This is a genomic window from Aurantiacibacter xanthus (assembly GCF_003584015.1).
GTDB classification, from domain to species: Bacteria; Pseudomonadota; Alphaproteobacteria; order Sphingomonadales; family Sphingomonadaceae; genus Alteraurantiacibacter; species Alteraurantiacibacter xanthus.
Map to the genome: position 1 here is coordinate 24444 of NZ_QXFM01000118.1, position 18057 is coordinate 42500.

Below are 18057 nucleotides of genomic sequence, written 5' to 3' on the forward strand. Positions count from 1 at the left end.
GCCGCAGACGGCCGATTTGCCCAGCCCCGCCAGTTGCGCTTTAATGGCCGCAAGGCGCAAACGCCGCTCTCCAGCCGAAAGACAGACCATGCTCACCAACACCCTGATGGACAGCGCCGCAGCCCTGCGCGAGCGCATCGTGGCCCTGCGACGAAACATCCATTCCGAACCGGAACTGGGGCTCGAAACCCCGCTGACCCTCGCCAAGGTCAAGGCCGATCTGGCCGATCTGCCGCTCGAATGGCGCGAGGGAGGCTCCTGCACCGGCGCGGTGGCGGTGCTGAAGGGCGCGCGGGAAGGCCGCAGTGTGCTGCTGCGCGGCGATATGGACGCGCTGCCGATGGGCGAGCAGACCGGCCTGCCCTTCGCCTCGCAGCTCGCCGGGCGCATGCACGCCTGCGGCCACGATGCGCACACCGCGATGCTGGCGGGCGCGGCGCGGCTGCTGGCCGAACGCCAGAGCGACCTGGCTGGCGAGGTGCGCTTCATGTTCCAGCCGGGCGAAGAAGGCTTCCACGGCGCGCGCCATATGCTCAACGATGGCCTGCTCGACCCGCTGCCCGAGGCCGCCTTCGCGCTGCACGTCTGGCCCAATGCGCCGCACGGGGTGCTGATCGGGCGCGCGGGACCGATGCTGGCCTCGGCCGATCAGCTCGAAATCACGGTGACGGGCAAGGGCGGCCATGCCTCGATGCCGCACGATGCGGTGGACCCGGTGCCGGTCGCGGCGGAGATCGTGCTCGCCTTGCAGACGATGGTCACGCGCCGCTTCAACGCTGGCGAGGCGACGGTGGTTACCATCGCCAAGATGGAGGCAGGCTCGGCGCACAATGTCATCCCCGACAGTGCGCACCTGCTGGGCACGATGCGCACCCTTTCGGCGGAGCGCCGCGCCGATCTTCACGCGGCGGTCGCGCAAGTGGCCGAGCACGTGGCGCTGGCCCATGGCTGCACGGCCACGGTGCGCATCATCGAGGGCTTCCCGGTAACGGTGAACGACCCGCGCGCCGCGCGCCTCGGCGAGCAGGTGGCGATGGAACTGGGCGGCGCAGGCGCATGGGAAGAGCGCAGCCACCCGACCATGGGGGCGGAAGACTTCTCCTATGTGCTGCAACAGGTGCCGGGCGCGATGTTCTTCCTCGGCGTGGCGGCAGAGGGCAGCGACTGGCAGACCTGCTGCGGCCTCCATTCCACCCGCATGATCGTCGATGAGGCCGTGCTGCCCAAGGGCGCGGCGCTGATGGCGGGCTTCGCGCTGCGGTTCCTCGAACGCGGCTGGGACTGAGCCGGGACAGGCGCAGGAGACGAGCGCCAGCACATGCGGCCAAGGTCAATTGCGTTTACTTATAAACTAAACCTCCGTCAAAATGGTTGACATGTCAATCATGGGCAGGGACGGCTTGGAGCCATGACGCGGGCGGGCAGCGGCCTTCGGCTGCCGCCGCGCACATGGCATGAACAAGGACGTGAGCAGCCAATGACATCGCTTGAGGATCGCAAGCAGGAACCGACGATCAATCGGCACACCTTCGTGCCGCACTATCTGGGCGTGCTTTCCAACAATTTCATCTGGTCGCAATCGCGCTTCTTCCTGGAAGCCTATGGCACCGGCGTGAACGAGATTCGCGTGATCTCGGTGCTGGCCGACTGCCCGAACCTAACCGCAACAGGGCTTTGCGAGGCATTGGTGATGAACAAGTCCATCGTCAGCCGCACCGTCAGAGACCTGCTGGAGAAGGGCCTGATCCAGTCCGGCAGCACGGGCCGCAAGCAACAACTCACCCTCACCGATGCGGGCTACGAGCTGAACGCAAGGATCGTGAAGATATCGCTCGCACGCGAGAAACGCCTGCTCGACGGCCTCTCGGAGACCGACAAGGTGATCCTGCTGGGATACCTCGCGCGGATGGCCAACAACCTCGACTATGCCGGAGATTTCGACAGCCTGCTGCGCGAACTCGGCATGAAGGGGTAGCGCCAGAAAGGATGATCTGGACAACCTGCCCGCATTGACCCGGTTTATATTTACACATACGATCCGCATCAGAATCACCACAGTGATCGCCATTTCCGGTCGTCTGGCCGGATCGCGCAGCCGGGAGAGTTCGCGATGCTGGAAAGCCGTTTCGCGCAGGGGCACGGCCGCTGCGAGCAAGCAATCCGTGCAAGGCACAGATGAGCACCAGCCCCGCCATCGATCTCTCGCGAATGCTCGCCCGGATCTGCGTGGGCAGGAGCGCGCAGGCGCATTGCCGATGATCCGCCGCCAGGCCCCGCTCGCTCCCATAACCGCGCAGCGCAGCCCGCGCATCCGGGGAGAGCAACGGTCGCATAGGCACGCCCACGGCCTATAACCCGCACGCATTAGGTTCAATTTACAACCATTATTCTCAGTCAAATCCCTTAAAACGGTCATTTGATTTCCAAGGTTGTTTACATTCAAACTATTTCACCATAGTCTTATCAGCCGGGGTGAGAGGCCCCGGAACAGGGGTGAGCCCGCCACAAGGATGGGCCGCCGAAATGGGAGGTATGCTATGACTTCACGACACTCGAAGTGTGTCCGTGCCGCATTGGGCTGTACCAGTGCGATCTACCTTTTTGCGGGCACACAAATCGTCCACGCGCAGCAGGGGCCGGAGGCCGCGCAGAGCCAGGATGAATCGCGCATCGTCGTCACCGGCTCGCGCATCCAGCGCCGCGATTTCGAGGCCAGCAGCCCGATCGTGACCGCGGGCGAGGATCTGTTCGAAAACAGCTCCACCGCCGCCATCGAGACCAGCCTCAACAAACTGCCCGCCTTCACCCCGGTGCAGACCCCGTCGCTCGGCGGCGACGTCCAGCCGACCGCCACCAGCACGCCGGGCGCGGCCACCGTGTCGCTGCGCGGTCTGGGTACGAACCGCAATCTGGTGCTGGTCGACGGCCGCCGGGCGACGCCCGCCAACGCGCTGGGCGTGGTCGACATCAACACCATCCCCTCCGCCGCGATCGAACGGGTGGAGATCATCACCGGCGGCGCTTCGGCCACCTATGGTGCCGACGCCATCGGCGGCGTGGTCAACTTCATCCTGAAGAAGGACTTTCAGGGCCTCGAACTGGATGCCTCGGCCGGCATTTCGCAGGAAGGCGACGGGTTCGAATATTCGCTCAGCGGCCTGATGGGCACGAACTTTGCCGACGGGCGCGGCAATGTCACCATCGGCTTTTCCACCAACACCCGCGAATCCGCCTATGCGCGCGACCGCGACTATCAGATCGACGCCTGGAACGATCCGCGCTTCGTCGGGACCGAGTTCTTCCCCGATTTCTCGGGCTTCCAGCCGCTCGGCGGGGTCAACCCTTCGCAGGCCGTCTACGATGGCCTGTTCGGTGCGGGCAACGTGAGCGCGGGCAGCCGGCTGTACTTCAACCCGGACGGCACGGCCTTCACCGGCTTTTTCCAGAGCCCTCCGGGTGGCTCGTCCCGCTTCAAGGGCGACCTGAGCGATCCCAAGTATAAACTGCTGAACGACGGTTCGCTCGGCCAGAACTTCCAGGATGCTCTCGTGGTGCTGCCGCTGACGCGCTACAACATCTATGCCCGCGGCAACTACGAGATCAACGACTGGATCGGCGCCTTCGCGCAGATGAACTTCACCACGGTGCGGACCGACACGATCCAGCAGCCCTCCCCCTCGGTCAACGGGTGGTCGGCGCTGGTTCCGGCCTCGAACCCGGTGCCCGACGAGCTGCGCACCATTCTCGACAGCCGCACCATTCCGGTCGGCACCTCGCAGGCCGCGCTCGAAGGGCTGGGCTGCGATCCCACCGCCACGCCGGGCGTTCCGGGCTCCGGCGCAAGCTGTAACTGGCAGCTGACCTACTACCTCGACTACGCCAACCGCGAGGCCAGCACCGACGTGCAGACCTACAACGTAACCGGCGGCTTCGAAGGCAGCGTACCGGGCACCGACTGGACCTGGGAAGCCTTCGTCCAGCATGGCGAATCGCAGACCTCGACCGTCATCACCGGCATCGCCTCGCTCTCGCGCCTGCGCGAAGTGCTGACCAGCCCGGACTGGGGCCGCGGTTTCTCGGCACAGGGCAACGCCGCGTTCGGCGGCTTCGGCGCGGCGAGCGCCACCTGCACCAGCGGCCTCGATCCGTTCGATCTCGACCTGCAGATCTCCGAAGACTGCATCAAGGCCATTTCGGCCACCTTGCAGAGCCGGTCGAAAATGCGTCAGACCGTGTTCGAAGCCAACGTTCAGGGCCCGCTGTTCGAGCTTCCCGCAGGCGAAGTGCGCGCCGCCTTCGGCACCAGCTACCGCGAGAACAAATACGAGTTCATCAATGACAGCCTGACCTCGCAGGGCATCTCGTTCCAGGATCAGGCCGTGGGCATCTATCCCTCGGGCAGTTCCGAGGGTTTCATCAAGGTCCACGATATCTATGGCGAAGTGCTGATTCCGCTGCTGTCGGATCTGCCCGCCATCGAGAGCCTCGAACTGACGCTGGGCGCGCGCCATTCGGACTACAACACGACCGGCACCGCCACGACCTGGAAGATCATGGCCGACTGGGAGGTGACGGACTTCCTGCGCCTGCGCGGCGGGTTCAACAAGGCGGTACGCGCGCCGAACGTGGCCGAACTGTTCCTCGCCCCGCAGCAGACCTTCACCGCAGCAGGCGGCGGCGATGTCTGCCGGCTCAACAACACGCTGTCCTATTCGGCCAATCCGAACACCAACAGCAACGCGGCGAACGTCGAGGCGGTGTGCCGGATCCTCATGGACCAGTCCATTGCCGGCACTGCGGATACCTTCTATTCGAACCCGCAGTTCTACAACGCGCTCGGCCCGGCCTTTGCCTTCCCGACGCTCGTCGGCAATGCCAGCGTAAAGCCGGAAACGGCCAAGACCTGGACCATCGGCGCGGTGATCGATTCGCCGTTTCATGGCAGCGATCTGCTCAACAACCTGCGGCTGTCGGTCGACTACTACAATATCGCGGTCGACGACGCGATTGGCCCGCAAACGCTGGATTCGGCACAGCGCTCGTGTTTCGATCCGACCTTCAACCCGGATATCGCCAGCAATCCGGCAGCGGCGGCGGCCAACCCGTTCTGTCAGGCCATCGGCCGCGTGGCGGGCGACGGCGCGCTGGGCAACGTGCAGACGACCTTCCTCAACAACGGCCGCTTCCGCACCGAGGGGGTCGATGTGCAACTCAACTGGCGCGCGCCGGTTGGTCCGGGCGATCTGTCGCTGACCTCGGTGTTCAACTACCTGATCACGATGAAGTCCTCCCCGCTTCCGGCGAGTGCGGGCCCGGCGGGTGACCTGGTCGAATATGCCGGGACGCTGGGTCCGGCCGGCAGCAACGGTGTGGCCGAGAACGGGCTCAACCCCGGCTCGTTCCGCTGGAAGATGCTGAACACCATCGGCTATTCGGTCGGCCCGGCGACGGTGTCGCTGCAATGGCAGCATCAGCCGGCGGCGAAGTCGATCACCTATGCGTTCAACAAGGATACCCCCTTCGTCGGATCGCCGGCCTACGACCTGTTCAACCTGAGCGCCTCGCTTGCGGCAACCGACAACGTCACCCTGCGCTTCGGCATCGACAACCTGTTCAACCGGAAACCGCCGCTGGTCGAATACAATGCCGAAACCACCGGGCTTGCCAATGCGGTCGGCTCGAACCCGATCAACCCCTATTTCTTCGACCTGATCGGGCGGCGCTTCTACCTCGGCGCGAAGATGACCTTCTAGGCCGCTCGGAGCGTCGGCGCCCAATCTCCTTTCGGCGCTCGGCTCACCGATAAGGCAAGGGGTGTCCGGCAATTCGCCGGGCACCCCTTTTCCTTGGCAACCCTTCCGCGACGGTCACAGCAGGCCGGAAATATGCTCCACCTGATCGCGGAATTCCGGAAAGGGTGCGAGATCCTCTGCCGGGATGCTGCCATAAAGGTCATAACACCGGGCGAGGAATTCGCTCAGGCCGATCGGCCGGTAGTCGCCCGTCGTGCGGAAGATGTACTGGCCCGATACGCCCGTAGCCTCGCCGACTTCGGGGTAGACGGGGAAGATCGCGCTGCTGGCCAGATTGTCGTGCGGGATCAAATCCGACCTCTGCGGGGTCACGCCAAGCGTTTCCAGTATCGTGGATGCCATGTCGTAAAGCGGCTGGATGCGCGGATGGTTGTACGAATACATGAAGGCCGCCCCGCGGCCCCAATTGCGGAAGTAGGGCCCAATCTCGAGCCCGCAACCACGGAACTCGGCGAGGAGGCGATCTCTCTCCCCCGCCCATAGACCGAAATAGCCGCACTTCTCGAAAAAGGCGCCGGTGAAATAGGATGGCACATCGGCCAGCGCGATACCCTGGCGGAAGCAGGCGAAAGCGATGGCCGAATGGTAATGGCTCACCGGCCCGGACAGCGGCTTGCCCCGGTTGAAGATGTAGACGAGGTCGGGGTGATAGCCGCGAAAGGTCATGACCGGCAGCCGGACATGGGCGCCGATCCGCTCAAGTCTGGCTTTCGGCACTTCGGGCCAGACGGCATCCGCCAGCAGCAACCTGTCGTAGCGTTTCATCCGCGCATTTGCCCGCCAGGCCCTGGCCTTGAACTGCGAGGGATCGAGCCCGTCGACCGCAACCTCACCTGTCTGCGCCTGAAGAGAATTCGCCAGACCGACCGTCTGGCAATTCGACATGACCAGCCAGCGCTCCATGCAGGTCAGCGCCGCGCCATCGCCAGAATGTCCTCGTCGCAGAGCACGCGCTGGCTTGCCGAAGGATCGACGGACAAGTCCATCGCGGCGTGATCGAGCCGGTCTGCGTCCCGGGTATAGTTGGCCATGAAGCAACGCACCGCATGCGCAACGCCCAGCGCATTGATACCGCGGTGATCGTCCTCGTAATACATGCCGCCGGTGACGCTTGCGGTGATGATCTCGTAGGCGGGAAAGTAGTCCACCCATGCGTGATCCCGGATCGCCATATCTGCCGCCACGCGCAGGACCGACTTGCTCAGCGTGGTCGACGAAAGGACCGAGCGATCCTCGTAGGTAGCCATCAGCGGGACCGGCGATACGGTCAGCAGGACCTTGGCATCGGGATTAAGCCGATGAAACTTTTCGAGAAATGTACGCAGCGCGCCATAGGTCTCTTCCAGCGAGAAGTTGGCGAAGGCGTGCAGCTCGGGATCGTAGGCACCGCCGACCACGCCGGGAGCCGATGAGAATACCGTGCCATCGCTGCGCAACTGCCAGGCTTCGGCCAGACCGAGGGTGAAGATGAACAGATCGGTCTCGGCAAACATGCGCCGAACGCAGGCAAGATGGCCCGCCCGGTCCTCCCGCACCGCCGCGGGGCTGTCGAAACCGCGGGCGTCCACCTGCTGCCGCAGCGGATCGACATATCTGCCGTCGGGCCGCTGCAAGGCCTGGGCCGCGGGTTCTCTTTCCCCGAACGCCTCCTCGAACAGCTGCAGCAGCTGCACCGTGGTGTAGATGTTGCCGAAGCGCGCCGGAAAGATCCCGTAGCCGCCAGCCGTTCTATCCTGTTCGGAAAGGTCAGCCCCATCCTCGGTCACGAAATAGTTGTATCCCGACCGGCTGATGCTGCGGGAGATATGCTGCGCAAAGCAGCTGCCAGCCGTGGCGACACGCGCCTCGCGACCGATGGTGAAGCGGGGATTGGTCACCGGGTCCACCAGATGCGGCTCGACCGCCGAGATCGAGCGGTTCCAGAACTGGTAGGGCTGCAGGCCGCGATAAGGATGCGACGGCCCCGCGCCACTGGCGTGAACGGCGCCCCCCTTTTTTGCCGCAGACCTTGCCCAGGCGCAGTTCGCGCCGCTGCCCAAATCGCTCATGTTGATGACAAGAACCGTGGCCGCCAGCCCCGCTGGATTCCTGCCCATAGCGGCAAGAGCCTGCGAGGCTGATGGGTAGTTTGTGCCATACGATCCGTCAGAAATTGCTATTGCAAAAAGTCTATACCCTTTGCTCAGCACTCTGTTCAATCACAATCGGGAAAAGTATTTGGTTTGCGGGCCGCATTACCTCTCGACAACTTGTGCCTGACCCGCCCTGCCTTGGAGGCTAACGCTATCTGGCCGGAAGCGGCCCATCCAGCGCAACCATCCCGTCGCGCACCTGCTGCACCACCGACGGATCGGCCAGCGTGGAGATATCGCCGATCTGCTCGGGATGTCCCTCGGCCAATTTGCGCAGCACCCGCCGCATGATCTTGCCCGACCGCGTCTTGGGGCAAGTTGGCCACGAACTGAATGATATCAGGCGTGGCAATCGGCCCGATTTCGCTCCGCACCAGATCGCGCAATTCCCGGCGCAGCGCGTCGCTGCCTTCCTCCCCGGCGTTGAGCGTGACAAAGGCATAGATGCCCTGCCCCTTGATATCGTGCGGCATGCCCACGACCGCGGCCTCGGCTACCAGCGGGTGAACATCGAGCGCGCTTTCCACCTCGGCCGTGCCCATGCGATGGCCCGATACGTTGATCACATCGTCGACCCGGCCGGTGATCCAGTAATAGCCATCATCGTCGCGGCGCGCGCCGTCGCCCGTGCAATAGGTGCCGGGGAAGGTGCTGAAATAGGTCTGAAAGAAGCGCTCGTGGTCGCCATAGACGGTGCGCATCTGGCCCGGCCAGCTGCGCGTCAGCACCAGATTGCCCTCCGCCACGCCGGCCAGCACATGCCCTTCGCCATCGACCAGTGCAGGGCTGACACCGGGCAGCGGCAAGGTCGCGCTGCCGGGCTTGGCTCTGGTCACGCCCGGAACGGGGGCAATCAGCGCGCCGCCGGTTTCCGTCTGCCACCAGGTATCGACGATCGGGCATTCCCCTCGCCCGACGTGATCGTGATACCATTCCCAGGCTTCGGGATTGATCGGTTCGCCCACCGTCGCCAGCAGACGGATCGCCGACAGGTCATGACGCGTCACCCACCGATCGCCTTCGCGCATCAGCGCGCGGATCGCCGTCGGCGCGGTGTAGAACACCGTCACCCCCAGCCGCTGGCTCGTTTCCCACCAGCGGCCCGGATCGGGATAGTTGGGCACACCATCGAACATCACCGTGCTCGCCCCGTTGGCAAGCGGGCCATAGACGACATAGGTGTGCCCGGTGATCCAGCCCACATCGGCGGTGCACCAGAACAGGTCGTCAGCAACGTCCTTGCCCTCTTCCGGCCCGAACAGCAGCTCATAGGTCAGTGCGGACCACAGCAGATAGCCGCCGGTGGTGTGCAGCACGCCCTTCGGCTTCCCGGTCGAGCCCGAGGTATAGAGAATGAACAGCGGATCTTCGGCATTCATCGGTTCGGGTGCGCACTCGGCGATGGCCGCGGCGCAGGCCTCGTCCCACCAGATGTCGCGCCCGTCGCGCATCGCCACCGCGCCGCCGGTTCGCCGCATGACGACCACCGTCGCGACGCCGCTCGCCCGCTCCAGCGCGCGATCGACATTGGCTTTGAGAGCAATGCGCTTGCCGCCGCGCGTTCCCTCGTCGGCGGTGACAACCAAGGTGGCATCGCAGTCGATGATCCGGTCCGCCAGACTATCGGGCGAAAAGCCGCCGAACACCACCGAGTGCACCGCGCCGATCCGGGCGCAGGCCAGCATCGCAATCGCCGCTTCGGGCACCATCGGCATATAGATGGCCACCCGGTCGCCCTTGCCGATGCCGCGGGCTTTCAACACATTGGCGAAGCGACAGACCTCGCCGTGCAACGCGCGATAGGTGAGGCTGCGCCCTTCGCCGGGCTCGTCGCCTTCGAACACGATCGCCGTTTGCTCGCCGCGCGTCTCGAGATGGCGGTCGAGGCAATTGACCGAGACGTTCAGTTCGCCATCGGCAAACCAGCGGATGCCGAAATCGGCCTTGGCAAAGCTGCTCTCGTCCGCCCTGGTCGGAAAGACGCTCCAGTCGAGGCGGCGCGCCTGCGCCAGCCAGAAGCCATCGGCGTCACGGTCCAGCGATGCCTGCATCGCGCGCAGGCGATCTGCCCTGTGCAACATGGTAAGTTCTCTCTCCCCATAGGCACGGCTTCTCACGAGGAAGCGCTTGCCCGTTCCATTATCCAGACTGAACATGCCTCCACGCCCCTCCACCACGTCGAGGATCAGCTGCGTGTGCTTCCAGGCGGCGAACTGCGCCTGGCCGATATAGACCGGTGTGGTGCCGATCGTGCCCAGCAGCACGTCGGCCCCGCCCAACCGAAATTCGTCGCGCGGGTAAACCATCGGGCTGGAGCCATCGCAGCACCCGCCCGACTGGTGGATCAGCACGGGGCCGTGCTGATCCACGATTTCGGCCAGTAGCGCCGCCGCCATATCGGTGGCGATCACCCGGTCGACCGGCAGGGCCTCCGGGCTGACCGCCCCTGCCTGCGGGGCGGCGCACTGCATTACTGCGTCAGGTCGAGGACGATGCGTCCTTCGATCTGCCCCTGGCGCATCTTGTCGAACACCGAGTTGATGTCGTCGATCTTCGCGGTGGAGATCGTCGCCTTGACCTTGCCGTCACCCGCGAAATCAAGCGACTCCTGCAGGTCGAGGCGCGTGCCGACGATGGAGCCGCGCACGGTGATCCCGTTCAGCACCATGCCGAAGATGTTGAGCGGAAAATCGCCCGGCGGCAGGCCATTGAGCGCTACGGTGCCGCCGCGCCCGATCATGCCGACCGCCTGTTCGAAGGCCTTCTCGCTCACCGCCGTCACCAGCGCGCCGCGCGCGCCGCCGCCGGTCAGCCGCTTGACCACTGCGGCAGGGTCCGCCTCGGTGCGGGCATTGACCGTTTCGACCGCGCCGAGCTTGCGCGCGAGATCGAGCTTGGCATCGTCGACATCGACCGCGACCACGTTCATGCCCATGGCCACCGCATATTGCACCGCCATGTGGCCAAGCCCGCCAATGCCCGAGATGACCACCGCATCGCCCGGCTTGGTGTCGGTCATCTTCAGGCCCTTGTAGACCGTCACGCCCGCGCACAGCACCGGCGCGATCTCGTTGAAGCCCACATTGTCGGGCAGGTGGCCGACATAGTTGGGGTCAGCCAGCACATAGTCGGCAAACCCGCCATTGACCGAATAGCCGGTGTTGAGCTGGCTCTCGCACAGCGTTTCCCACCCGCCGAGGCAGTGGGTGCAGTGGCCGCAGGCGGTGTAGAGCCAGGGCACGCCGACCCGGTCGCCCTCCTTCACATGGGTGACGCCCTTGCCCACGGCGGAGACGAAGCCCACGCCTTCGTGGCCGGGAATGAACGGCGGCTCGGGCTTGACCGGCCAGTCGCCTTCGGCGGCATGCAGATCGGTGTGGCACACGCCCGAGGCCTGAATAGCCACCTGAATCATGCCCGGCTGCACTTCGGGCACCGGCACTTCCTCGATCCGTAGCGGCTCGCCAAAGGCGCGGACGACCGCGGCTTTCATGGTCTTGCTCATGACAATTCTCCTGAGTCTTCACTTCTGGAGGGCGCTGCAACGGGCATCCGCCGCAGCGCCCGAGGGGGGGAGGGAGAGGGGCGCGCCTTAGAAGAAGCCGAGCTTCTTCGGGCTGTAGCTGACCAGCATGTTCTTGGTCTGCTGATAATGATCGAGCATCATGCGATGGTTTTCGCGACCGATGCCCGACTGCTTGTAGCCGCCGAACGCCGCATGGGCGGGATAGGCGTGATAGCAGTTGGTCCACACGCGCCCGGCCTTGATTGCGCGGCCGAAGCGGTAGCAGGTGTTGGCATCGCGGCTCCACACGCCTGCGCCCAGGCCATAGAGCGTGTCGTTGGCGATCTCCAACGCCTCGTCATGGTCCTTGAAGGTGGTGACCGAGACGACCGGGCCGAAGATTTCCTCCTGGAAGATGCGCATCCGGTTGTTGCCCCGGAACACGGTCGGCTTGACGTAATAGCCGCCTGCGATTTCACCCTCGAACCGCGCGGCCTCGCCGCCGGTCAGCAGCTCGGCGCCTTCCTGTTTGCCGATGTCGATATAGGAGAGGATCTTCTGCTGTTGCTCGGACGAGGCCTGCGCCCCGATCATGGTCTCGATGTCGAGCGGATTACCGGCCTTGATCGCCTCGACGCGCCTGATCGCCCGTTCCATGAAGCGGTCGTAGATGCTCTCGTGGATCAGCGCGCGGCTGGGGCAGGTGCAGACCTCCCCCTGATTGAGCGCGAACATCACGAAGCCCTCGATTGCCTTGTCGAGATAGTCATCGTCCTCGCGGCACACGTCCTCGAAAAAGATGTTCGGGCTCTTGCCGCCCAGTTCCAGCGTGACCGGGATCAGGTTCTCGCTGGCATATTGCATGATGAGGCGACCGGTGGTGGTCTCGCCGGTAAAGGCGATCTTGGCGATCCGGCTGCTGCTGGCGAGCGGCTTGCCCGCTTCCACGCCGAACCCGTTGACCACGTTGAGCACGCCGGCGGGCAACAGATCGCCGATCAGCTCGACCAGCACCATGATCGAGGCCGGGGTCTGCTCGGCAGGTTTCAGCACCACGCAGTTGCCTGCCGCCAGCGCCGGAGCGAGCTTCCACACCGCCATCAGGATCGGGAAGTTCCACGGAATGATCTGACCGACCACGCCCAGCGGCTCGTGGAAATGGTAGGCGACCGTATCGTGGTCGATTTCCGAAATGCCGCCTTCCTGCGCGCGGATGCAGCCCGCGAAATAGCGAAAGTGGTCGATCGCGAGCGGAATGTCGGCGGCCATGGTCTCGCGCAGCGGCTTGCCGTTGTCCCAGGTCTCGGCCACGGCGATCTTTTCGAGGTTCTCCTCCATCCGGTCGGCGATCCGGTTGAGGATCAGCGCCCGCTCGCCCGCGCTGGTGCGACCCCAGGCGTCCTTCGCCGCATGAGCTGCATCGAGCGCGGCCTCGATGTCCGCCGCCTGGCTGCGCGCAACCTTGCCGACCGACTTGCCGGTGATTGACGAGATATTGTCGAAATAGCGCCCATCCCTGGGCGCGACCCACTTGCCGCCAATGAAGTTGTCGTACTTTTCGGCAAAGGGCGCGGTCATGGCCGCAGCCGGATTGGTTTGCATATCCATCAGTTCATCCTCTTCACGATCGCCGGACTCGCCCGGTCTTGAGGATGATGGTCTCGCGAAAGAGTGCCGCAGGAAAGAGGCGGCATCCGATCGGAGCGTGGAACTGTCTCACTATCGAGACAAATCGAGACACGCCGTGTCAGCCGCGCGAAAGCCCGACCTTTTCCATGCGGCGATAAAGCGTGGCCCGGCCGATCCCGAGCGCCTTTGCCGCCTGAGTTGCATTGCCGTTGGCCTGTGCAAGCGCGCGGCGCAACACCGCACGCTCGGAGTCGTGAAACGATACCGCAGCCTCGCCGCCGAGGATCTCGGCAGCGGTGCGCGAACCGGTCAGGCAGGCGTCGGTAAGCTTGAAGCGATGGCGCGCGGCGTGGGTGGCACCGATCACGAGATCGTCCCGATCGACCGCGAGCAAAGCCGTATCGCCGCCGGGAAGGTTTGCATCGATGATGCGGTGCCGTTTGAAGAACTCGCGAAAGACGCCGCTCTCGATTCTACGCGCCGCGTCCTGCACGATCTTCTGGATCAGGGCGCCGGTTGCGGCGGTGTGATCGTCGCGGCAGTTGGAAATATCGAGCGCCCCGACAAGCCGCCCCGCGGCATCGCGCACGGGCGCATCCATACAGCTGATGCCGATATTGCGACTGGCGAAATGCTCGTCGCGGTGGATCATGACCGCCCGCCCCTCCACGAGACAGGTGCCGATCCCATTGGTTCCCTCGCGGCTCTCGCTCCAGACCCCACCGGCGGTGAGCCCGATCTGGTCGAACATCGCCCGATCGCCGGCATTGCTCCGCGCTTCGAGGATAACGCCATCATTGTCCGACAGCATGATCGCACAGCCGGTGGCGGAAACGGTCTGAAACAGCTGATCGAGCAGCGGACGCGCCACCTCCAGCATCAGCTCATGCTGCTGCCGACGCTGAGTGAGATCGCAACCTGAGACCAGTTCGGGCACCCGCTCGGCACTGACATCAAGCCCGTGCTTCAGCCCCGAACGACACCAGCTGGCGGCGACGAACGACTGCGCCGCACTCGATGAGGAGTGCAAAACCTCTGCGACGGACTCTTCGTGTTGGCCAGCCATGAGACGCACATAGCCTATTTTGCCGGGGTTGACGATGGTCCGCTCCGTGAAGCGGCGCCGAACGCAAAAAGCCCCGCCTGTTGGGCGGGGCTTTTTGCGAGTAGAGATGGTTGCGGGGGTTGGATTTGAACCAACGACCTTCAGGTTATGAGCCTGACGAGCTACCGGGCTGCTCCACCCCGCGTTACCGATTTGCCTCAGGCGCCGGCGGGGCCATGCGGCCCCTTGGCTATCCTCCCCCGGACAAGTCCGGGGTGCGGGCGCGCGGTCGCGCTTGCGACCCCTTTGGGGTCGATGGTTCGCCAGCCATGGGAGGAGAGCGAACCGGACCTTCCGGGACATGACCCCGGGAGGGATTTGGCGTCGAAGGAGATCATCGGATCGCCAGAGACGCCAAAAGGGCCGCCCTTTTGGGACAGCCCTATGACTATGTGAATGGGTATGAACCTTGCCTTCCCGCCTGCTACAATGCCTGGCGGCGACCTACTCTTCCGTGCCTTAAGACACAGTACCATCGGCGCTACCTGGTTTCACGGCCGAGTTCGAGATGGGATCGGGTGGGTCACAGGTGCCATGACCACCAAGCAATGAAGCAGGCGGGCGGGACAAGGTTTTTAAATCGATGCACCAATCGGTGTGTTGTTTGTTAGGCGTCGTATCTGGCTGGATGATCCTCCGAGGCCAGAGCTTTGCAGCCCTGACGTTGATGGTGGGATTCACCAAGCATGATCTGAACGATTAGGACCAGTTAGCTCCACACATTACTGCGCTTCCACACCTGGCCTATCAACGTGATGGTCTATCACGGTTCGATGATTGCTAATCTTGAGGGAGGCTTCCCGCTTAGATGCTTTCAGCGGTTATCCCGTCCATACATAGCTACCCTGCTGCACCGCTGGCGCGATGACAGGTACACCAGAGGTATGTTCACCCCGGTCCTCTCGTACTAGGGGCAACTCCTCTCAACAATCGACGCCCACGGCAGATAGGGACCAAACTGTCTCGCGACGTTCTGAACCCAGCTCACGTACCACTTTAATTGGCGAACAGCCAAACCCTTGGGACCTGCTCCAGCCCCAGGATGTGATGAGCCGACATCGAGGTGCCAAACACTGCCGTCGATATGAGCTCTTGGGCAGTATCAGCCTGTTATCCCCGGCGTACCTTTTATCCGTTGAGCGATGGCCCTTCCACGAGGGACCACCGGATCACTATGACCGACTTTCGTCTCTGCTCGACTCGTCAGTCTCGCAGTCAGGCAGGCTTATGCCATTGCACTCTTGCAGCCGGTTTCCAACCGGCCTGAGCCTACCATCGCGCGCCTCCGTTACTCTTTAGGAGGCGACCGCCCCAGTCAAACTACCCGCCACAGAGGGTCCTACTACCGGATAACGGTAGTTAGTTAGACATCAGAAAACAGCAGGGTGGTATTTCACCTATGGCTCCACTCGGACTGGCGCCCAAGTTTCAAAGCCTCCCACCTATGCTACACAACTCTTTCCTAATGCCACTCTGAAGCTGCAGTAAAGGTGCACGGGGTCTTTCCGTCTAACCGCGGGTATCCCGCATCTTCACGGGAACTTCAATTTCGCTGAGCATATCCTGGAGACAGTGGGGAAGTCGTTACGCCATTCGTGCAGGTCGGAACTTACCCGACAAGGAATTTCGCTACCTTAGGACCGTTATAGTTACGGCCGCCGTTTACTCGGGCTTCAATTCGGAGCTTGCACTCCTCCTCTTAACCTTCGAGCACCGGGCAGGCGTCAGACCCTATACGTCGTCTTGAAGCCGACTTAGCAGAGTCCTGTGTTTTTGATAAACAGTCGCTACCCCCTGGCCTGTGCCCCCCACCAAAAGTTGCCTTAAGATGGGGCCTCCTTCTTCCGAAGGTACGGAGGCAATTTGCCGAGTTCCTTCAGGATACTTCACTCAAGCGCCTTGGTATACTCTACCTGACCACCTGTGTCGGTTTCGGGTACGGTCTATACGGTGGGGCTATTTCCCGGGACAACTTGGCAGCCCACTCAATCCGATAAGAGTGAACTACTTCCGCCATCCGTCACACACCACCAGGCCCACGAATATTAACGTGGTTCCCATCGACTACCCCCTTCGGGCTCGTCTTAGGGGCCGGCTTACCCTGCGCCGATTAGCGTTGCGCAGGAACCCTTGGTCTTTCGGCGAGAGGGCATCTCACCCTCTTTATCGCTACTCATGTCAGCATTCGCACTTCCGATACGTCCAGAGTCGGTTACCCTTCTCCTTCGCTCGCTTACGGAACGCTCCGCTACCGCTCAGAACAAAGTTCTGAACCCTAAGCTTCGGTGAATACCTTTAGTCCCGTTACATCTTCGCCGCAGGAACCCTTATTTAGACCAGTGAGCTGTTACGCTTTCTTTAAAGGATGGCTGCTTCTAAGCCAACCTCCTGGTTGTTTTGGGATTCCCACATGCTTTCGCACTTAGGTATTACTTGGGGACCTTAGCTGTAGGTTAGGGCTGTTTCCCTTTTGACGACGGACCTTAGCACCCGCCGTCTGTCTGCCAGACAAGACTCGATGGTATTCGGAGTTTGGTTAGGTTTGGTACCGCTCGCGCAGCCCTAGCCCATCCAGTGCTCTACCCCCATCGGCATACATCTGACGCTCTACCTCAATAGATTTCGCGGAGAACCAGCTATTTCCCGGCTTGATTGGCCTTTCACCCCTAAACACAAGTCATCCGAGCACTTTTCAACGTGCAACGGTTCGGCCCTCCAGTGCGTGTTACCGCACCTTCAGCCTGCTCATGCCTAGATCGCCGGGGTTCGGGTCTAATCCAACAAACTCATTCGCCCTATTCAGACTCGCTTTCGCTGCGCCTACACCTAACGGCTTAAGCTTGCTTGCTAGATTAAGTCACTGACCCATTATGCAAGAGGTACGCTGTCACCCCCTATGGGGCTCCAACTGATTGTAAGCATTCGGTTTCAGGTACTGTTTCACTCCCCTAATCGGGGTGCTTTTCACCTTTCCCTCACGGTACTGTGTTCGCTATCGGTCATGTACGAGTATTTAGGCTTGGAGGGTGGTCCCCCCATGTTCAGACAGGATTTCACGTGTCCCGCCCTACTCAAGTCCTTCATCATCACTTTCGCATACGGGGCTGTCACCCGCTATGGCCACACTTTCCAGAGTGTTCTGCTAGTTGAAATGAAGGCACTGGCCTGGTCCCGGTTCGCTCGCCACTACTACGGGAATCTCGGTTGATGTCTTTTCCTCCAGGTACTGAGATGTTTCAGTTCCCCGGGTTAGCTTCACCAAGCCTATATATTCAGCAAGGTGATACCCTATCCACCTCTTCTACAATCCCCAAAGGGATCACAGAGGAAATGGTGAGGGTGGGTTTCCCCATTCGGAAATCGCCGGATCGAAGCTTGCTCACAGCTCCCCGACGCTTATCGCAGCGTGCCACGTCCTTCATAGCCTGTACATGCCAAGGCATCCACCAAATGCTCTTACCTCACGCTTGAGAATCCACACCATCAACGACAAGTCTGCATAACGCTTGCCGATACAATGGCGCGGAGGAATTATCTCAGCCAGATAATCAATTTGATTGATTTGCGATTTGCCATCGACTGGACCAGACCCAAAGGCCTTGCCAGCACGACGACACCTCGCGGCATCGATTTAAAAACCCATTCACAATGTCAAAGACGGCAACCAGTGTTGCCTACCCGCCAAGGCGGGATCCGCTTTCTCTTCATCTCTGGAAATACTTGCCTGGTGGAGCCTATCGGGATCGAACCGATGACCTGATGCTTGCAAAGCAACCGCTCTCCCAGCTGAGCTAAGGCCCCTTACCCAGACAACAAGCAACCCTCGAACCCGAAGGGTTCGCAAGGCCGACCGGCCGTCGGCGTTAGCCGAAA

At 62.5% G+C, this 18057-nt stretch carries 8 protein-coding genes, 2 tRNA genes, 2 rRNA genes and 1 pseudogene; 3 read left to right on the forward strand and 10 right to left on the reverse strand.

The features are described 5' to 3' along the window. Positions 1–88 precede the first annotated feature (88 nt). The 3 genes from D2V17_RS15325 to D2V17_RS15335 all read left to right on the forward strand — a co-directional run bounded on the left by D2V17_RS15325 (position 89) and on the right by D2V17_RS15335 (position 5753). Positions 89–1285 carry a M20 metallopeptidase family protein gene (locus D2V17_RS15325; protein WP_119593684.1) on the forward strand — a complete coding sequence of 399 codons (1197 nt, stop codon included), beginning with the start codon at positions 89–91 and terminating at the stop codon, positions 1283–1285. A gap of 192 nt (positions 1286–1477) precedes the next feature. Continuing rightward, complete coding sequence (locus D2V17_RS15330; protein ID WP_191229231.1) at positions 1478–1975, forward strand: MarR family winged helix-turn-helix transcriptional regulator; 498 nt, start codon at positions 1478–1480, stop codon at positions 1973–1975. Positions 1976–2537: 562 nt separating this feature from the next. Then, positions 2538–5753, forward strand: coding sequence for a TonB-dependent receptor domain-containing protein (locus D2V17_RS15335; protein WP_119593686.1), 3216 nt, complete (start codon positions 2538–2540; stop codon positions 5751–5753). Positions 5754–5867: 114 nt separating this feature from the next. Here the strand turns inward: D2V17_RS15335 and D2V17_RS15340 are convergent, their stop codons facing one another. From D2V17_RS15340 to D2V17_RS15385, 10 genes and pseudogenes are all read right to left on the reverse strand, one after another. Continuing rightward, positions 5868–6716 (reverse strand): WcbI family polysaccharide biosynthesis putative acetyltransferase, encoded by an 849-nt coding sequence (locus D2V17_RS15340; RefSeq protein ID WP_119593687.1) that lies wholly within the window; start codon positions 6714–6716, stop codon positions 5868–5870. Between the two features lie 5 nt (positions 6717–6721). Then, complete coding sequence (locus D2V17_RS15345; RefSeq protein ID WP_220474130.1) at positions 6722–7861, reverse strand: GSCFA domain-containing protein; 1140 nt, start codon at positions 7859–7861, stop codon at positions 6722–6724. A 235-nt stretch (positions 7862–8096) separates the two neighbouring features. Further along, a pseudogene (gene acs / locus D2V17_RS15350) lies at positions 8097–10416 on the reverse strand (acetate--CoA ligase). Beyond that, entirely contained in the window at positions 10416–11450 is a 1035-nt protein-coding gene (gene adhP, locus D2V17_RS15355; protein WP_119593689.1) for an alcohol dehydrogenase AdhP, read from the reverse strand. The pseudogene acs and the gene adhP overlap by 1 nt, the downstream one beginning before the upstream one ends. 87 nt (positions 11451–11537) lie before the next feature. Next, complete coding sequence (gene adh / locus D2V17_RS15360) at positions 11538–13058, reverse strand: aldehyde dehydrogenase (RefSeq protein WP_119593690.1); 1521 nt, start codon at positions 13056–13058, stop codon at positions 11538–11540. Positions 13059–13197: 139 nt separating this feature from the next. Next, a complete protein-coding gene (locus D2V17_RS15365) occupies positions 13198–14145 on the reverse strand; it encodes a GAF domain-containing protein (protein WP_119593691.1) in 948 nt (315 codons plus the stop codon). A 107-nt stretch (positions 14146–14252) separates the two neighbouring features. After that, positions 14253–14329: transfer RNA gene (locus tag D2V17_RS15370), tRNA-Met, on the reverse strand. 286 nt (positions 14330–14615) lie between these two features. After that, positions 14616–14730, reverse strand: a 5S ribosomal RNA gene (rrf, locus tag D2V17_RS15375). Positions 14731–14863: 133 nt separating this feature from the next. After that, positions 14864–17654 (reverse strand): 23S ribosomal RNA (locus D2V17_RS15380). 255 nt (positions 17655–17909) lie between these two features. Next, positions 17910–17985 (reverse strand) — tRNA-Ala (locus tag D2V17_RS15385). Positions 17986–18057: the final 72 nt, after the last annotated feature.

What these genes read in the sequence shown, in the direction of transcription:
- D2V17_RS15330 (WP_191229231.1), top strand. Translation starts at nt 1,478, where the DNA reads ATGACATCGCTTGAGGATCGCAAGCAGGAACCGACGATCAATCGGCAC.
- D2V17_RS15345 (WP_220474130.1), bottom strand. Translation starts at nt 7,861, where the DNA reads ATGAGCGATTTGGGCAGCGGCGCGAACTGCGCCTGGGCAAGGTCTGCG.
- D2V17_RS15340 (WP_119593687.1), bottom strand. Translation starts at nt 6,716, where the DNA reads ATGGAGCGCTGGCTGGTCATGTCGAATTGCCAGACGGTCGGTCTGGCG.
- D2V17_RS15335 (WP_119593686.1), top strand. Translation starts at nt 2,538, where the DNA reads ATGACTTCACGACACTCGAAGTGTGTCCGTGCCGCATTGGGCTGTACC.
- adh (WP_119593690.1), bottom strand. Translation starts at nt 13,058, where the DNA reads ATGGATATGCAAACCAATCCGGCTGCGGCCATGACCGCGCCCTTTGCC.
- D2V17_RS15365 (WP_119593691.1), bottom strand. Translation starts at nt 14,145, where the DNA reads ATGGCTGGCCAACACGAAGAGTCCGTCGCAGAGGTTTTGCACTCCTCA.
- adhP (WP_119593689.1), bottom strand. Translation starts at nt 11,450, where the DNA reads ATGAGCAAGACCATGAAAGCCGCGGTCGTCCGCGCCTTTGGCGAGCCG.
- D2V17_RS15325 (WP_119593684.1), top strand. Translation starts at nt 89, where the DNA reads ATGCTCACCAACACCCTGATGGACAGCGCCGCAGCCCTGCGCGAGCGC.